12 protein-coding genes are annotated in these 14,455 nt (G+C 72.1%); 6 read left to right on the top strand and 6 right to left on the bottom strand.

Annotation, left to right across the window (positions count from 1 at the left end; genetic code table 11):
• Window positions 1–10: 10 nt before the first annotated feature.
• From ACLIBK_RS17815 to ACLIBK_RS17800, 4 genes are read left to right on the top strand one after another with little or no spacing between them, the layout of a single operon-like run.
• Window positions 11–1,318, top strand: a complete 1,308-nt coding sequence (locus ACLIBK_RS17815; RefSeq protein WP_415388636.1) for an extracellular solute-binding protein — start codon at window positions 11–13, stop codon at window positions 1,316–1,318.
• A gap of 31 nt (window positions 1,319–1,349) precedes the next feature.
• Window positions 1,350–2,351: a carbohydrate ABC transporter permease gene (locus ACLIBK_RS17810; protein WP_415388635.1), complete on the top strand. Its 1,002-nt coding sequence runs from the start codon at window positions 1,350–1,352 to the stop codon at window positions 2,349–2,351.
• Entirely contained in the window at window positions 2,348–3,337 is a 990-nt protein-coding gene (locus ACLIBK_RS17805) for a carbohydrate ABC transporter permease (RefSeq protein WP_415388634.1), read from the top strand. Before ACLIBK_RS17810 ends, ACLIBK_RS17805 begins: the two co-directional genes overlap by 4 nt.
• Before the next feature lie 27 nt (window positions 3,338–3,364).
• Window positions 3,365–4,468 (top strand): ABC transporter ATP-binding protein, encoded by a 1,104-nt coding sequence (locus ACLIBK_RS17800; protein WP_415388633.1) that lies wholly within the window; start codon window positions 3,365–3,367, stop codon window positions 4,466–4,468.
• A gap of 142 nt (window positions 4,469–4,610) precedes the next feature.
• Here the strand turns inward: ACLIBK_RS17800 and ACLIBK_RS17795 are convergent, their stop codons facing one another.
• Both ACLIBK_RS17795 and ACLIBK_RS17790 read right to left on the bottom strand, forming a co-directional pair.
• The gene (locus ACLIBK_RS17795; RefSeq protein ID WP_415388632.1) at window positions 4,611–4,946 is read right to left on the bottom strand and encodes a hypothetical protein; all 336 of its coding nucleotides are present in this window, start codon (window positions 4,944–4,946) and stop codon (window positions 4,611–4,613) included.
• 562 nt (window positions 4,947–5,508) lie between these two features.
• On the bottom strand, window positions 5,509–6,873 hold the full coding sequence (locus ACLIBK_RS17790) for a sensor histidine kinase (protein ID WP_415388631.1): 1,365 nt from the start codon (window positions 6,871–6,873) through the stop codon (window positions 5,509–5,511).
• 277 nt (window positions 6,874–7,150) lie between these two features.
• Between ACLIBK_RS17790 and ACLIBK_RS17785 the strand changes: the two genes are divergently transcribed.
• Window positions 7,151–9,367, top strand: a complete 2,217-nt coding sequence (locus ACLIBK_RS17785; RefSeq protein WP_415388630.1) for a CheR family methyltransferase — start codon at window positions 7,151–7,153, stop codon at window positions 9,365–9,367.
• A gap of 131 nt (window positions 9,368–9,498) precedes the next feature.
• Here ACLIBK_RS17785 and ACLIBK_RS17780 read toward each other — a convergent pair whose 3' ends face one another.
• The 4 genes from ACLIBK_RS17780 to ACLIBK_RS17765 form a co-directional block, all read right to left on the bottom strand.
• Entirely contained in the window at window positions 9,499–10,503 is a 1,005-nt protein-coding gene (locus ACLIBK_RS17780) for a chemotaxis protein CheB (protein ID WP_415388629.1), read from the bottom strand.
• 39 nt (window positions 10,504–10,542) lie between these two features.
• Window positions 10,543–10,950, bottom strand: coding sequence for a hypothetical protein (locus ACLIBK_RS17775; protein ID WP_415388628.1), 408 nt, complete (start codon window positions 10,948–10,950; stop codon window positions 10,543–10,545).
• 100 nt (window positions 10,951–11,050) lie between these two features.
• Entirely contained in the window at window positions 11,051–12,799 is a 1,749-nt protein-coding gene (locus ACLIBK_RS17770; protein ID WP_415388627.1) for a PAS domain-containing protein, read from the bottom strand.
• A gap of 135 nt (window positions 12,800–12,934) precedes the next feature.
• On the bottom strand, window positions 12,935–13,411 hold the full coding sequence (locus ACLIBK_RS17765) for an Lrp/AsnC family transcriptional regulator (protein ID WP_415388626.1): 477 nt from the start codon (window positions 13,409–13,411) through the stop codon (window positions 12,935–12,937).
• Window positions 13,412–13,534: 123 nt separating this feature from the next.
• Here ACLIBK_RS17765 and ACLIBK_RS17760 point away from each other — a divergent pair, with 123 nt between their 5' ends.
• Window positions 13,535–14,440 (top strand): hypothetical protein, encoded by a 906-nt coding sequence (locus ACLIBK_RS17760; RefSeq protein WP_415388625.1) that lies wholly within the window; start codon window positions 13,535–13,537, stop codon window positions 14,438–14,440.
• Window positions 14,441–14,455: the final 15 nt, after the last annotated feature.

Here is a 14,455-nt window from a genome sequence, read left to right as displayed (position 1 = left end):
GAACCACGCCATGACGACCACCACCCGCCGCCTGCTGCTGGGCGGAATCGGCGCCGCGGCGCTGGCTGCCCCCGCCGTGCACCGCGCCTCGGCGCAGGGCAACCGGCAGCTGGTCTACTGGGGCCACACCTTTCCGTCGCGCGTGCGGATCGTGAACGAGGTGATGGTGCCGGGCTTCAAGCGCGATACCGGCATCGACGTGGTGCACAACGACTTCGAGACCAACCAGAACGAGCTGAAGATCCTCACCGGCTGGGCCGGCGGCTCGGGCGGTCCGGACCTGGTGTCGGTGGGCGACAGCAACCTGCCCAACTACGTGTACCGCAAGCTGATCGCGCCGGTGGACCCCAGCGCCTTCGGCTTCCGCACGCAGGATGAGCTGGTGGCGGCCTATGAGCCGGGCGTGCTGGACGGCTTCATGGTGGAGGGCAAGCTCTACGGCATCCCGATGGATCTGGCCTCCATCAGCATGTACTACCGCAAGGACTTCTTCCGCGAGGCTGGGCTGGACCCGGACAAGCCGCCGCGCACCTGGGAAGAGGTGACGGAAGCGGGCAAGGCACTGACCAAGCGCGACAGCAGCGGCCGTACCACCCGCGCCGGCTGGGCCTGGCTCGCGCGCTCCAACTCGGCGCATTTCTACTACTGGGGCACGCTGCTGCCGCAGAAGGGCGTGGACTTCCTGTCGCCCGACGGCAGCCGCAACGGCTTCAACAACGCGGCCGGCCTGGAGGCCTTCCGCTACCTGTACGACACGTTCCACGGCAGCAAGATCACCGCGCTGGGGCTGGCGCCCACCATCAACCCGGTGGACGATTTCGGCGCCGGGCGCGCGGCGATGATCAATTCCGGCCTGTGGCTCGCACCCTCGGTGGAGGAGAAATACCCCAACGTCACCTTCAAGGACGGGGTCTACGGCATCGCCCGCCTGCCGCAATTCGCGAATGGCACGCCGGCGACGCGGCTGAACCCCTGGGTCTGGATGGTCAGCGCCAAGTCGCGGCTGCAGCGCGAGGCCTGGCAGTTCGTGGCCTACATGACCGCCAAGCCGGAGAACCGCGCGATCTGGCTGACGCGGGCGCAATACGTGCAGCCCTGGAAGGGCTTCGCAGAGGACCCGGCGATGCGGGCGATCCCCTACCTCAACACTTTCCTGGAAGACCTGCGGATCGGCAAGCCGATGCCGCGAACGCACCGCTTCATCGAGCTCGCCTCCGCCGTGGCCAAGAGCTACGACCGGATCTCGGCCAATGGCGACCGGCCGGAGGTGGTGGTGCCCGACCTCGCGCGCGAGGTGGACCGGCTGCTGGACAGCTGATGCCGGCACGACGCGCCGCGGCGAGGTGGGCATGATGGCGGGGGGCGCGGCGTCGTCGGCGGAGGCCGTAGGGGCCGCGTCGGCCGGTACCGCCCAGGCTGGTCCCGCGCTGGCCGGTGCCGCGCCTGTCGGTGCCGCGCGCAGCGTCGCGGCACGGCCGCGCCGGCGGCGGCAGGCGCAGCGCCACGTCGGTACCGCCTGGCTGATGCTGGCGCCGGTGGTGGTGTTCTTTTCCGTTTTCCTGATCTACCCGGTGGGCAACGCCTTCTGGGTCAGCCTGACCTCCTGGGATCTCGTGGGGCCGCAGCGTTTCATCGGCTTGCGGAATTACGAGCGTCTGCTGGAGGACGCGAACTTTCTCAACGCCATCCGCGTCACCGCCGTCTACACCTTCGGGCTGCTGGCGATCGAGCTGCCGGCGGCGCTGGGGCTGGCGATCCTGCTGGACCGCAAGCTGAAGGGCCGCGCCTTCTACCAGGCGGTGATCTTCGCCCCCGTGGTGCTGACCATGGTGGTGGTGGCGATGCTGTGGCGCGTGGTGTTCGCGCCGCTGGGCGGGCTGGCCCTGATGGTGACGGAGCCGCTGGGGCTGGGCGGGCTGCAATGGCTGAACGACCGCAATCTCGCGATGCCGGCGCTGATCATCGCCAGCCTGTGGAAGAATGTCGGCTACTACATGATCATCTTCCTGGCCGGGCTGCAGGCGATCCCCGCCACGGTGTACGAGGCCGCGCGCATCGACGGCGCCGGGGCCTGGGCCACCTTCCGGCGCATCACCCTGCCACTGCTGCGGCCCTTCCTGCTGTTCGTGACCGTGGTGTCGATCATCCGCACCTCGCAGGCCTTCAGCCTGATCTACGCGCTCACCGGCGGCGGGCCGGCGGATGCCACCAAGGTGCTGCCCTACCTGATCTACGAGGTCGCCTTCGGCTTCAACCGCATGGGCTACGCCTCCGCCATGGCGGTGCTGATGTTCTTCGCGCTGCTGATCCTGACGGTGATCCAGTTCCGCCTGCTGCGGAGCCGCGGATGAGCGGCGGGCCGCAGCGGGTGCCGGAGGAGGCAGACGTCGCGCGCAGCGCACGGGCGGCCGCACCGCCCGCATCCGCAGGCCTGTCGCCCGTGCCGCAGGCTTTCTTCGCGCCCGCCGCGGCGGGGCGGGCGGCGGGTCCGGCCGGCCAACGGCGCTCACGGCGGCTGCGCTGGGGCACGCTGGCGGTGCATGCCGTGCTGATCGCGGTCTGCGCCCTGGTGATCCTGCCGCTGCTGTGGATGGCGCTGACCGCCTTCAAGTCGCACGACCAGGTCTTCACCCATTCACCCTGGTGGATCCCGCCCAGCTCGCACCTAGGGGAGAACATCCGGCAGGTGTTCAGCCGCGTGCCGCTGGGGCGCTATTTCCTGAACAGCCTGGCCGTGTCCACGGCGATCACGCTGCTGGACCTGTTCTTCTCCACGCTGGCGGGCTACGCGCTGGCCAAGTACCGCTTCCGCGGGCGGGATGCGATCTTCGGGGCGATCGTGGCCACCATGATGGTGCCCTTCATCGTGATCCTGATCCCGCAATACATCATCGTGCGCGACCTCGGCTGGCTGGACACCTATGCCGCGCTGATCCTGCCCTTCGCGGTCAGCAGCTTCGGCATCTTCATGATGCGTCAGGCCTTCGCCGACACGCCGGACGAGCTGATCGACGCGGCGCGCATCGACGGCGCGGGGGAATGGCGCATCCTGTTCCGCATCGTGGTGCCGCTGCACGTGCCGGCGCTGGTGTCGCTGGCCATCCTGCGCTTCCTCAGCGAATGGGACAGCCTGCTGTGGCCGCTGGTGGCCACCAACAGCGAGGGGATGCGCACGCTGTCGCTGGGGCTGGCGCTGCTGCAGGACGACCGCTACGGCACGGACATGCCGCAGCTGATGACGGCGGCGACGCTGGCGGTGCTGCCGATCATCCTCGTCTACGCTTTCCTGCAACGCTACTTCATCAAGAGCGCCGCCGGCGCGGGGCTGAAGCAGTGAGCGGCGCGCGGCGCCACGAGGGGTGGAATGGCTGAGGTCGTACTGCGCGGCGTGGTGAAGGAGTACGAGGGCGGGGGCGGGCAGGCGGTGAAGGGCATCGACCTGGAGATCGCCGACCACGAGTTCGTGGTCCTTGTCGGCCCCTCGGGCTGCGGCAAGTCGACCACGCTGCGCATGATCGCGGGGCTGGAGGAGATCTCGGAGGGCGAGATCAGCATCGGCGGCCGCGTGGTCAACGACGTCGCCCCGCGCGACCGCGACATCGCCATGGTGTTCCAGAACTACGCCCTCTACCCGCACATGAGCGTGCGCGAGAACATGGCCTTCAGCCTCAGCCTGCGCAAACGACCCAAGGCCGAGATCGCGGCCCGGGTGGAGGAGGCGGCGCGCATGCTCGACATCACACCGCTGCTGGACCGCAAGCCCCGCGCGCTCTCGGGCGGGCAGCGGCAGCGGGTGGCGATGGGGCGCGCGGTGGTGCGCGACCCGCAGGTGTTCCTCTTCGACGAGCCGCTGAGCAACCTCGACGCCAAGCTGCGGGTGCAGATGCGCACCGAGATCAAGCGGGTGCACCAGCTGGTGCCCACCACCACCGTCTACGTCACGCATGACCAGGTGGAGGCGATGACCCTGGCCGACCGCGTGGTGGTGATGAACGAGGGCCGCATCGAGCAGGTCGGCCCGCCGCAGGAGCTGTACCACCACCCGCGCACCCGCTTCGTGGCGGGCTTCATCGGCAGCCCGGGGATGAACTTCCTCCCCGCCCGGCTGGAAGGCGCGGACGAGGCGCTGCGCCTGCGGCTGGCCGACGGCACCGCCCTGCCGGTGCCCGAGGTGCTGCGGGCGCGCCACGCCCCCCAGGCCGGGCGCGAGGTGGTGTTGGGGCTGCGCCCCGAGCACTTCGGCGACGCGCGCGAGGCGGGTCGGCCGGGGGTGGCGGCGTTCACGGCCACGCCGGCCGTGACCGAGCCGATGGGGGCGGAAACGCTGGTGCACTTCGCCCTGGCCGGGGTGGCGGCCTGCGCCCGGCTGGCCCCCGACACCTCGGCCCAGCCCGGCACGCCCCTGCCCATGACCGCCGACCTCAACCACATGCACCTGCTCGACCCGGCTTCGGGCCTGGTGCTGTAGGGCGCCCCCGCCACGACGGACCAGGACCGCGCCGCAGGGAACCGCGCGGTGGGCCGGCACTGCGCCACAGCGGGCCGGAATCACGCCGTGACAGGCCGGGCGGCGGGCCGGGGCCGCGCCGCGGCAGGCCCGGCGGCGCGGTTCAGGCCGTTTGCACGCCGGGGTCGGCCTCCGGCCGGGCCTCGTCCACGCGCAGGATTTCCACCACCGGCGGGGACAGCAGGATCTCGCTGAAGGCGCGCATCCAGCCGGCCTCGCGCCCGCCGCCGCCGCGCTGGCGAAATTGTTCCAGCTGGTCGAGGCTGGTCAGCTCGACCTCGAACTGCAGGGCGGCGCCGCCCTGGCTGCGCGTCAGCGGCACCAGGAGCCGGGTGCCCAGGCCGCTGTTGCGCGCAGCCTCCACCTCGCCGCGGATGAATTCCATCGCCTGTTGCCGGTGCACGGGCAGGACGTCGTAGGAGAAGCGGGCCAGATACATCGTGGGGATCCCGGTGCTGGAGACGGCGCCGCGACGCGTGGCGCCCGTCCCGTCATGGGAAGGGCGGCAGCCCGCCGGCAGGACGCGCCCGTCCGCAGCCAGCGACGCCAGCCCGGGCAGGCCCTGTTGCAACGCGCCCGGGCCGCGGGAATTGCAGCCCTCGCGCCGATTCCACCGGCCGGCCCGCAGCGCCCCACCCGTGACTGGCCGTGCAGGGTCCCGGCACGCCTGGTCGTGACGGTTGGGTGGTGTGCGGGTGGGGTGGGTTGGTTCTGGGTGTTCGGGCCGGGGCCAGAGGGGCCCTGCCCGAACACCCCGCCAGGAGCTTAGGCTCCCGGACCCCGCGTTGAGTGCCTCCGGCGGGGGCGGGTTGGGCAACGCCGTCCATCCTGGCTGCCGTCGGCCATCCCGCCCCCGCCGGAGGCACTCAACGCGGGGTCCGGGGAGTTCGTAACTCCCCGGCGGGGTCCAGGGGCAGCGCCCCTGGCCGACGCCAGAGGCACCAGGAACAACCCAGCCCCAAACGCGACAGACCGCCCCCAGCCGGCGCGCCCGGGCGATGTCAGACCGGCGGGCGGCCTTCGGGCGGGGCGAACTGGGCCACGAAGCGGGTGTGGGGCACGCTGCGGTCCACCCAGAGGCGGGCGCCTTCGCCGCGCAGCAGCCCGGCCACCAGCCGCATGCCCAGGCCGTGGCTGGCGCTGGGGTCGAAGCTTGCGGGCAGGCCGCGGCCCTCGTCCTCCACGGCCAGGGTCACGGGTTCGCCCAACACGTCGCGGAAGCGCACGGTGACGTGGCCGGCGCCGTATTTCAGGGCGTTGGTCACCAGTTCGGTCAGCACCAGCCCCAGGGTGGGCACGGCATCGGCCGGCCAGGTCGCCGCGGCGGCGATCTCCAGCTGCACGTCGCGCCCTTCGCCGGTGGCGGTCATGGCGGCGCGCAGGTCCTCCACCAGGCCCGACAGGTAGGCATGCAGCTCCACCTGCAGGGTTCCCGCCGCGGAGCGGTACAGGCGGTCATGGATGGCGGCCACCATGCGGACCCGGGCGGCGCCTTCCTGCAGCTGCGTGGCGGCTTCGCTGCCTTCCAGGGCGCGGGCCTGCACCGTCAGCAGCCCCTGCACGAGGTGCAGGGAGTTCTTCACGCGATGGTGCACCTCGCGCATCAGCAGGTCGCGCTCGGCCAGGGCGGCGTGCAGCGCCTGCTCCACCTCGCGCTGCTGGGTGCGGTCGCGCAGGATCTTGAGGAAGCCGCCCGGCAGGCTGCGCCCCGGCCGCAGCGGGTGCATCTTGCCCTCGCCCCAGAAGCGGCTGCCGTCGCGGCGCAGGTGCCAGCGCTCGTCGGCGGCGCTCCCCTCGCGCAGAGCCTGCTGCTTTTCCGCCTCGTCCGCCCCGATGGCGAGGTCCTCGGGCGTGAAGATGCGCGAGGCCGGCATGCCGATGGCGGCGGCGGCGTCCCAGCCCAGCACGTTGCGCGCCCCGGCGTTCCAGGAGGTGATGCGGCCGGCCTCGTCGATCGTGAGGATGGCGTAGTCGGCGGCGCTGTCCAGGATCAGCCGCTGCCGTTCCTCCGAAGCGCGCAGGTCGGCATTGGCCGCTTCCAGCGCCGCGGTGCGCTGGTGGACACGCTGTTCCAGCACCTCGTTGGCGTGCTGCAGGGCGGCATTGGCCTCGCCGAGCTCCTCGGCGATGACCTGCACCTCCTCCAGCGCTACCTGCAATTCCTCGTCGCCCTGGGCGTCGCGGCCGGCGAGGCTGCCGGGGGCGGAACGGGCGGCCAGCCAGGCCTGCGCCTCGGCCGAAGCCTGTTCGCGGCCGCGCAGCAGGGCTTCCACCTCGCGCAGGCGGGCGGTGCGGCGCCCCAGCTCGGCGGCCAGGCCGTCGCGCTCGGCGGCCAGGATGGCGCCTTCCTCGCGCAGATCCTCCAACGCGACGCGCAGCTGCTCCAGCTCCGCCTCGGCCTGCCACGATCCCGACGTTTCCGGCTTGCTGACGGAAATAGCCTCACCCTTTCGAGAGCAGCCCTCTGTATCGGCGCTTTCGCCGCTGCCGCAAGTTGGTTTTTGTCTCCCCCACCCCGGATGGATCGGCCCGGGGAAGGCCCCGGGCAGGTAGCGCGCGTCCCGGGCCGCTCTGCTATGCAGGCGGGGCGGCGCTGGTGGCCGGGATACCCGGGGGGAAACATTGAAGAAGCAGGACGTCCCCATGGAACCGGGGCTGGAAGAGCTGATCGAGTATATCGGCAACAGCCGCAGCGTGGATTTCCGCGGCTACAAGCGCAGCAGCCTGCGCCGGCGCCTGTTGAAGCGGATGGAGGAGGTGGGGTGCGACAGCTTTCCCGCCTATCGCGCCTTTCTGGAAGCCCGGCCGGCGGAGCTGATCGAGCTGCTGAACACGGTGCTGATCAACGTGACCGCCTTTTTCCGCGACGCCGAAGCCTGGGACGCGCTGCGCGAGGAGGTGGTGCCGCGCATCGTGGCGCGTTCCGACGCGTCGGGGCAGCCGATCCGGGTCTGGAGCGTCGGCTGTGCCAGCGGCGAGGAGCCCTTCAGCCTGGCCATGCTGTTCGCTGAGGCGCTGGGGGTGGAGCAATTTTCCCGCCGCGTGAAGATCTACGCCACCGACCTGGACGAGGCGGCGCTGAGCACCGCCCGCATGGCCACCTATACCCCGCGCGAGGTGGAAAGCGTGCCGGCGGCGCTGCTGGAGCGCTATTTCGAGCGTGGCGGCAACCACTACACCGTCGCGCGCGAGCTGCGGAAATGCGTGATCTTCGGCCGCCACAACGTCGTGCACGACGCGCCGATCAGCCGGCTGGACCTGCTGACCTGCCGCAACCTGCTGATCTACCTGGAAAGCGAGACCCAGAACGCGGTGCTGCCGCGGCTGCACTATGCCCTGGCGGAGGAGGGCGTGCTGTTTCTGGGCCGGGCGGAAACCCAGCTGGCGCGGTCGCGGCTGTTTGAGCCGGTGGACCTGAAGCACCGGCTGTTCCGCAAGGTGGCGCAGAGCTGGCGCCGCGGCCGGGCCGACATGGGCCAGATGTCCCTGCCGGCCCTGCCCGGGCACGACTCGCAGCAGCTACATCTGCTGGAAGCGCTGGTGGACAGCGCCAGCACCGCCTTCCTGGCAGTGGATACGGTAGGCACCCTGGTGCTGGCCAACGCCGCCGCACGCCGGCTGCTGGAGGTGAACGAGAACGACGTGGGCCGCCCCTTCCACGACCTCGTGATCTCCTATCGTCCGGCGGAGCTGCGCGGCCGCATGGAGGAGGCGTTGCGGCTGCGCCGTACGGTGCGGGTGGAGCACCAGGAGCATTTCCGCTCTCCCAACGAGAGCATCCGGCTGACCATCGAGCTGACGCCGCTGAGCAACGGCGCGCTGCAGCCCCAGGGCGTGCTGATCTCCGTCCAGGACACCACCCGGCAGTTCCAGCTGCAGCAGGATCTGGATGTCGCCCAGCAGGAGCTGGAAACCACGGTGGAGGAGCTGCAATCCGCCAACGAGGAGCTGGAAACCACCAACGAGGAGTTGCAGTCCACCAACGAGGAGCTGGAAACCACCAACGACGAGCTGCAATCCGCCAACGAGCAGATGGGCGGCACGATGGAGGAGCTGCGGCGGCAAACCGAGGAAAGCGCGGAATACCGCCGCTACGTCGAGGCGGTGCTGCGCAGCGTCGATGGCGGCGTCGTGGTGCTGGACGGGTCGCTGGTGGTGCGGTCCTGGAACCGCTGGAACGAGAACACCTGGGGCCTGCGGGCCGAGGAGGTGGTGGGCCGGCCGCTGGACGAGGTGGATATCGGCCTGCCCGTGTCCCTGCTGGCCGAGGACGTCCAGCGCGTGCTGTCCGGCGATGCGCCGGAGCTGGAAACGGCGCTGGAAGGGCTGGACCGGCGCGGGCGGCTGCTGCGCTGCCGCATCCGCCTGACCCCGCTGCGCTACGAGGACGGCGCCCTGCGCGGGGTGGTGCTGATGCTGGAGGACATCACCGGGGTGACGCGCGGCAAGGAGCTGGCCGATTATCTCGGGCGCAGTGCCGGCAGCTCGCACCACGCGGCCCTCGTGCTCGACGCGGGCACGCTGCGCTTCCGGCTGGCCAACCCGGCGGCCGAGCAGCGTCTCGGCTACCCGGTCGAGCACCTGCAGCAGCTGACGCTGGCAGACCTGCTGCCGCGGGTGGGGCGGGACGCGCTGTGGCCGCTGGTGGCGCCGCTGGTGGCGGGGGAGCGGGCGGAGCTGGTGTTCGAGGCGTCGCTGCGCCGCCGCGACGGCGAGACGGCCCCGGCGGTGTTCTGCCTGCACCACCTCGGGTCGGAAGACCCGCCGGTGCTGGTGTTGCAGCTGTTCGAGGCCGCCGGCCGGGTGCAGCTCGATGCCGAGGCTGGGCCGGGGGGCGCGCCGCCCGACACGGTTGGGTGATCCACGCCCGGGGGCGCGGGCGCGCTCCGCGCCCGGCGGCATGATCCACGCCCGGGGGCGCGATCCGCGCGCCCGGGGGCGTTGATCCACGCCAGGGAACACGATCCGCGCCCGGGGGCGCGATCCGCGTCCTAGCCGCCGGGTTCCGGTTCGGTCGCTTCCTTGAGCGCGAAGATGGCGCCGCCGATCAGCGCGGCGGAGTCTTCCGCCTCCGTGGCCTTGGACTCCCAGCGGGCGGCGGCGCTCTTCATGCCGCGGGCGCGGGCCGCATCCGCCATGCGCCGGAACAGCACCACCCTTTCCCGGTGCGTGCGCACCGCGGCGGCCAGCGCGTGTTCCAGCCCGTCCACCTGCGCCGCGGCCAGGCTTTCCGGCCCGTAGGCATGGCCGGTCTGGCAGCGGAAGCGGACCGATTTCGGCTCCTCGATCTCGTTCAGCACGCCGCCGCATTGCGGGCAGCTCAGGCGGCTCGGCGTGCCCACCGTCGTTCCCTGGGACACAGTGCTCTCCTGTTCCGCGATCCGCGCTTCCAGCACCACGTCATCCGGCACGGACAGCACCGGCCCGGCGGGTTCGCGGGCGAGGCGGGCCAGCAGAGCCGGCAGTTCGGCCAGGCTGGCGCGCTGGTCCACGCTGTCGCGCAGCAGGGCATTGCGCGGCATGTCCGGCCACAGCGCGTCGTCGGGGTCCTGCACCAGGCTGATGCCGCCGCAGCGCTTCACCGCGATCAGCCCGGCCGTGCCGTCATCCAGCAGCCCGGTCAGCACCAAGCCGATCACGCTGGGACCGTGGTGCACGGCGGCGGAGCGGAACAGCGGGTCGGCGGCGGGCCGGGTGCGGTTTTCCTGCGGGCCGCGGCGCAGCAGCACGCGGTCGGGGGTCACCAGCAGGTGGCGGTCGGGGGGCGCCACGTAGATCTGGCCGCGCCGGAACACCTCGCCATCCGCGGGGTGGCAGGCGGGCAGCGGGCCGGAGCGTCCCAGCAGCTGGGGCATGGCGCTGGGCGAGGCGGGGCTGACGTGCTGCACCACGAACACCGCCGCCGGCAGGTCGGCGGGCAGGCCGCCGCACAGCCGCATCAGGGCTTCGACCCCCCCGGCCGAGGCCGCGATGACGATGATGTCGTGCTCGCGCATGCGCTCTCCGGCCAGGAGTTACGGGGTCGGATACCCTTTTTAGGCCGGCGCGAGGGAAAAGTCCCGGTTGCTCGCCGAGCTTTCCTCGGCCGCGCGGTGCGGCGGGGTGGCGGTGCGGGCGAGGTGCAGCGCCATGTCCGCGCGCAGATAAGGGCAGGCATGGCCCGGCGCGATGATCGCGCCGAAGGGCAGCGAGGTCCGCACCGCATTGTCCGATGCTTCCTGCAGCTGAACCAGGCGCGGCTGCAGCCAAGCGCCGCCCTGTTCCGGTGCACTGCCCTCCGGAGGGTCATCCGTGGCGATCGGGTGCAGAAAGGCGGCCGCGGCGTAGAGGCGCGCCCTTTGGGGTCCCTCGGCCACCACCAGGCAGATGCCCTGGTAGGCGCTGCTCTTCCAGGCCGTGTCCCGGAGTTCGGATTTGCGCGGATAAAGCAGGAAAACCGTCATTGCCCGTGTCTGCATCCCCGCCGCAGGGCACTCCGCCAGAGGCCGTTATAAGGGAAGATGCAGGCGAGTACACGATCAAAGCGCGATCAGGGTCCCGGCCCTACAGCCGCGATGGGTCAGGTCCGGCATCTGGCGCGGTGGGGAATGGAAACTCCATGCGGCACTGCACGCCGGCAGGATGATAGTCCAGCAGCACCGTGCCGCCCAGTTGGCGGGGAATGGCGCGTTGCAGCAGCCGCAGGCCGAAGCCGTGGCGCGTCGGCGGGCCGGACACGGGCGGGCCGCCCTGCTCGCTCCAGAGGATGCGCAGCCTGTCGCCGGCCCTGTTCCAGCGCACCTCCACGCGGCCCTGCGGGGCGGACAGGGCGCCATACTTCACCGCGTTGGTGGCCAGTTCGTGCAGGGCGAGGTGCAGCGCCGTCACGGTGGCGGGCGGCAGGCGCAGTGGCGGCCCTTCCGCCCGCACGCGGTCCGCCTTGCCGTCATAGGGTTTCAGGGTAATGGCCACCAGATCGGCCAGGGACGCGCCGCGCCAGCCTTCGCGGGTCAGCAGGTCCTGTGCGTGGCCGAAGGCGCGCAGCCGGTCGGAAAAGGCATCCACGAAGGCGGCCGGCGCGGGATTGCTGCGGGCGGTCTGGGCCGCCAGGGCCTGGGCCACGGCCAGGGCGTTCTTCACGCGATGGTCCAGCTCGCGCATCAGCAGGCGCTGCTGTTCCTCGGCCTGCCGGCGTTCCGTGATGTCGCGGGCCACGCCGGCGGCCAGGTGGACGCGGCCTTCGCTGTCCAGCACGGGAAAGCCGGTGTCGCGGATCCAGCGCACCGCCCCGTCCGGGGCGCGGCGGATGCGGTATTCCACCTCCCGCCGCTGCCCGGACAGCACGGATTTCAGCGCGGCCGCGGCGCGGTCCCGGTCCTCGGGGTGCAGCATGTCGTACCAGCGCGACAGGTCCCGCATGACCCGCTCGGGCGGCTCGCCCCAGATGCGCTCGAAGGCGGGGCTGAGATAGTCCAGGCGGCCGCTGCGGGCGTCGATGATCCAAAGCACGTCCGGCGTGGCCTCGGCGAAGCCGCGCAGCCGCGCCTCGCTGTCGCGCAGGGCGGCCACGGTGCGCCGGGCCTCGTCCACCTCCGTGCAGGCACCGAACCATTCCTCCCTCTCGAAGGCCGGCTCGGGCAGGACCACCGGCAGGGCATGGGTGACGAACCAGCGCCAGCGCCCGTCGGCCCCGCGGATGCGGTGTTCCACCCGCAGCTCGCGCCGCTCCAGGGCCGCGGCCCAGGCCGCCATGGTGTTCTCGCGGTCCTCGGGGTGGATGGCGTCCAGCCAGCCCAGCCCGTGCGTGTCGGGCTCGGGCTGGCCGGTGTAGTCCACCCAGCGCCGGTTGGCCCAGCTCCAGTCGCCGCCGTCGCGGGACACCCAGACGAGGTTGGGCAGCGCGTCCGTGGCGGTGCGCAGCCGGGCGGTTTCCAGCGCCAACGCCGCGGTGCGCTCCGCCACCCGCTCCTCCAGGGAGGTGTTGGCGCGGACCAGGGCGTCGTTGGCTTCCTCGATCTCCTCGGAATTCGCGCGCAGCTCCTCGAAGGCGACGCGCAGCTCCTCGGCGGTGGTGGCGTCCAGGCTGCGCTGCTGGTGCAGCTGCATCTCGGTGGAGGCGAGCTGGGCGGCCAGCTGCTGCGCCCGGAGCTCGGCCCGGTGCAGCGCGTCCTGGGCCTGCCGCCACTGGTTCACGGCGGCGTCGCGCTCCAGTTGCAGCGCGGCGGCCTCGTCGCGCGCGTCCTCGGCCTCCACGCGGGCCTGTTCCAGTTCGGCTTCCAGACGGCTGACCGCGTCGGGCTTTTCGGTGTGCATTGTTTTTTTGCCCGTTTCTGTGGCGCACGGCTGACCGCAGTCTCCCTATACGTCCGGTCCGCAGGGGAGTTTGACACCGGCCTGACACACGGGCCGGTGGCTACCGCTGATGTGACCCGGGGGGGCCGCGCCGCGTCACGCCACCGGCACCTCGCCGCCCGGCTTGAGCGCGTTCAGCACGAAGGAGGAGCGGGTGTCCTTGACCCCCGGCATGCGCAGCAGGGCGCGCAGCGCGAAGGCGGCATAGGCTTCGAAATCCGCCGCCACGACGTGGAGGAGGTAGTCCATCTCCCCCGACATGGCGTAGGCGGCCAGCACCTCCGGCCGCGCCGCCAGGGCCTGGTGAAAGGCGGACACCACCTCCTCGGCGTGCGAGGACAGGGCCACGGACACGAAGGCCTGCAGGGGCAGCCCGACCCGGGCGGGGTCCACCACCGCGGCGTAGCGGCTGATCACGCCGGCATCCTCCAGCCGCTTCACGCGCCGCGCGCAGGGCGTGGGCGACAGGCCCACCGCGGCGGCCAGGGCCACCCCGGACAGCCGCCCGTCGCGTTGCAGGGCGCGCAGGATCAGCCGGTCCGTGCGGTCCAGGATCGGAGGAGATTTCGCCATGCGCGGGCCTTTCGCGAGCGGATTCCGCCAGCACGCGCGGTTCCGGCACCCTGCTTCGCCGCTTTTCCCTCCCGGCGCCACGCTAACCTCGTTCCCCCAGGGCTGCGGGAGGAGATGGGCGTTATGGACGGCAACATTCCGGGCGGCCTGCCCGCCGGCCTGCGCGGCAACTACCCGGCGGCGCGGCCGGACGGCACGGTGGACCAGCGGCCGCCGACGGACGCGGACCACGCCACTTGGCGCGCCCTCTATGCCCGGCAGGCGGCGCTGTTTCCCGGCCATGCCGCGCGCGCCTGGCGCGAGGCGCTGAAGCAGCTGGACTGCGCCGGCGGCGTGCCGGACTTCGCCCGCGCCTCCGACCGGCTGGAAGCGGCCACCGGCTGGCGCCTGGCCGCGGTGCCCGGGCTGATCCCGGAGGCGCCCTTCTTCGACCTGCTGGCGCGGCGGCGCTTTCCCGTGACCGCCTGGATCCGCCGGCCGGAGGAGCTGGACTACATCGTGGAGCCGGACGTGTTCCACGACTTCCTCGGCCACGTGCCGCTGCTGCTGCAGCCCGACTACGCCGCCTTCCTGCAGCGCTACGGCGCGGTGGGTCGGGATGCGGGCGGGTCCGAGCGGCTGCGGCCGTTGGCGCGGCTGTACTGGCACTTGGTGGAGTTCGGGCTGATCGAGGAGGAGGGCGAGATCCGCGCCTTCGGGGCCGGCATCCTGTCCTCGCGCACGGAAACGCTGCACGCCACGGCCGGGGGCACGGTGCGGGCCGCCGAGGGCAGCGCGGCGCAGGCCGGAAGCGGCAGCGCGGCGCCTGTCGAAGGCGCCAGCGCGGCGCGGCGGTTGCGCTTCGACCTCCGGCGGGTGCTGCGCAGCGACTACCGCATCGACACGCTGCAGCCGACCTTCTTCGTGATCCGCCGCTTCGCCGAGTTGTTCGACGCCATCGAGGCCGCCCCTGCCCTGCTGGAGGAGGCGCTGCGCGCGCCGCCGATCCCCCCGGGCGGCAGCGATCCCGCCGACCGCCCGGTCGGCTGAGCGCCGCCCGCCGCG

The sequence above is a fragment of the Roseomonas sp. BN140053 genome (assembly GCF_047690175.1).
Classification (GTDB): Bacteria; Pseudomonadota; Alphaproteobacteria; order Acetobacterales; family Acetobacteraceae; genus Roseomonas.
Note: the sequence above shows the minus strand (reverse complement) of the source record. Positions and strands in the feature narration are given on the sequence as shown.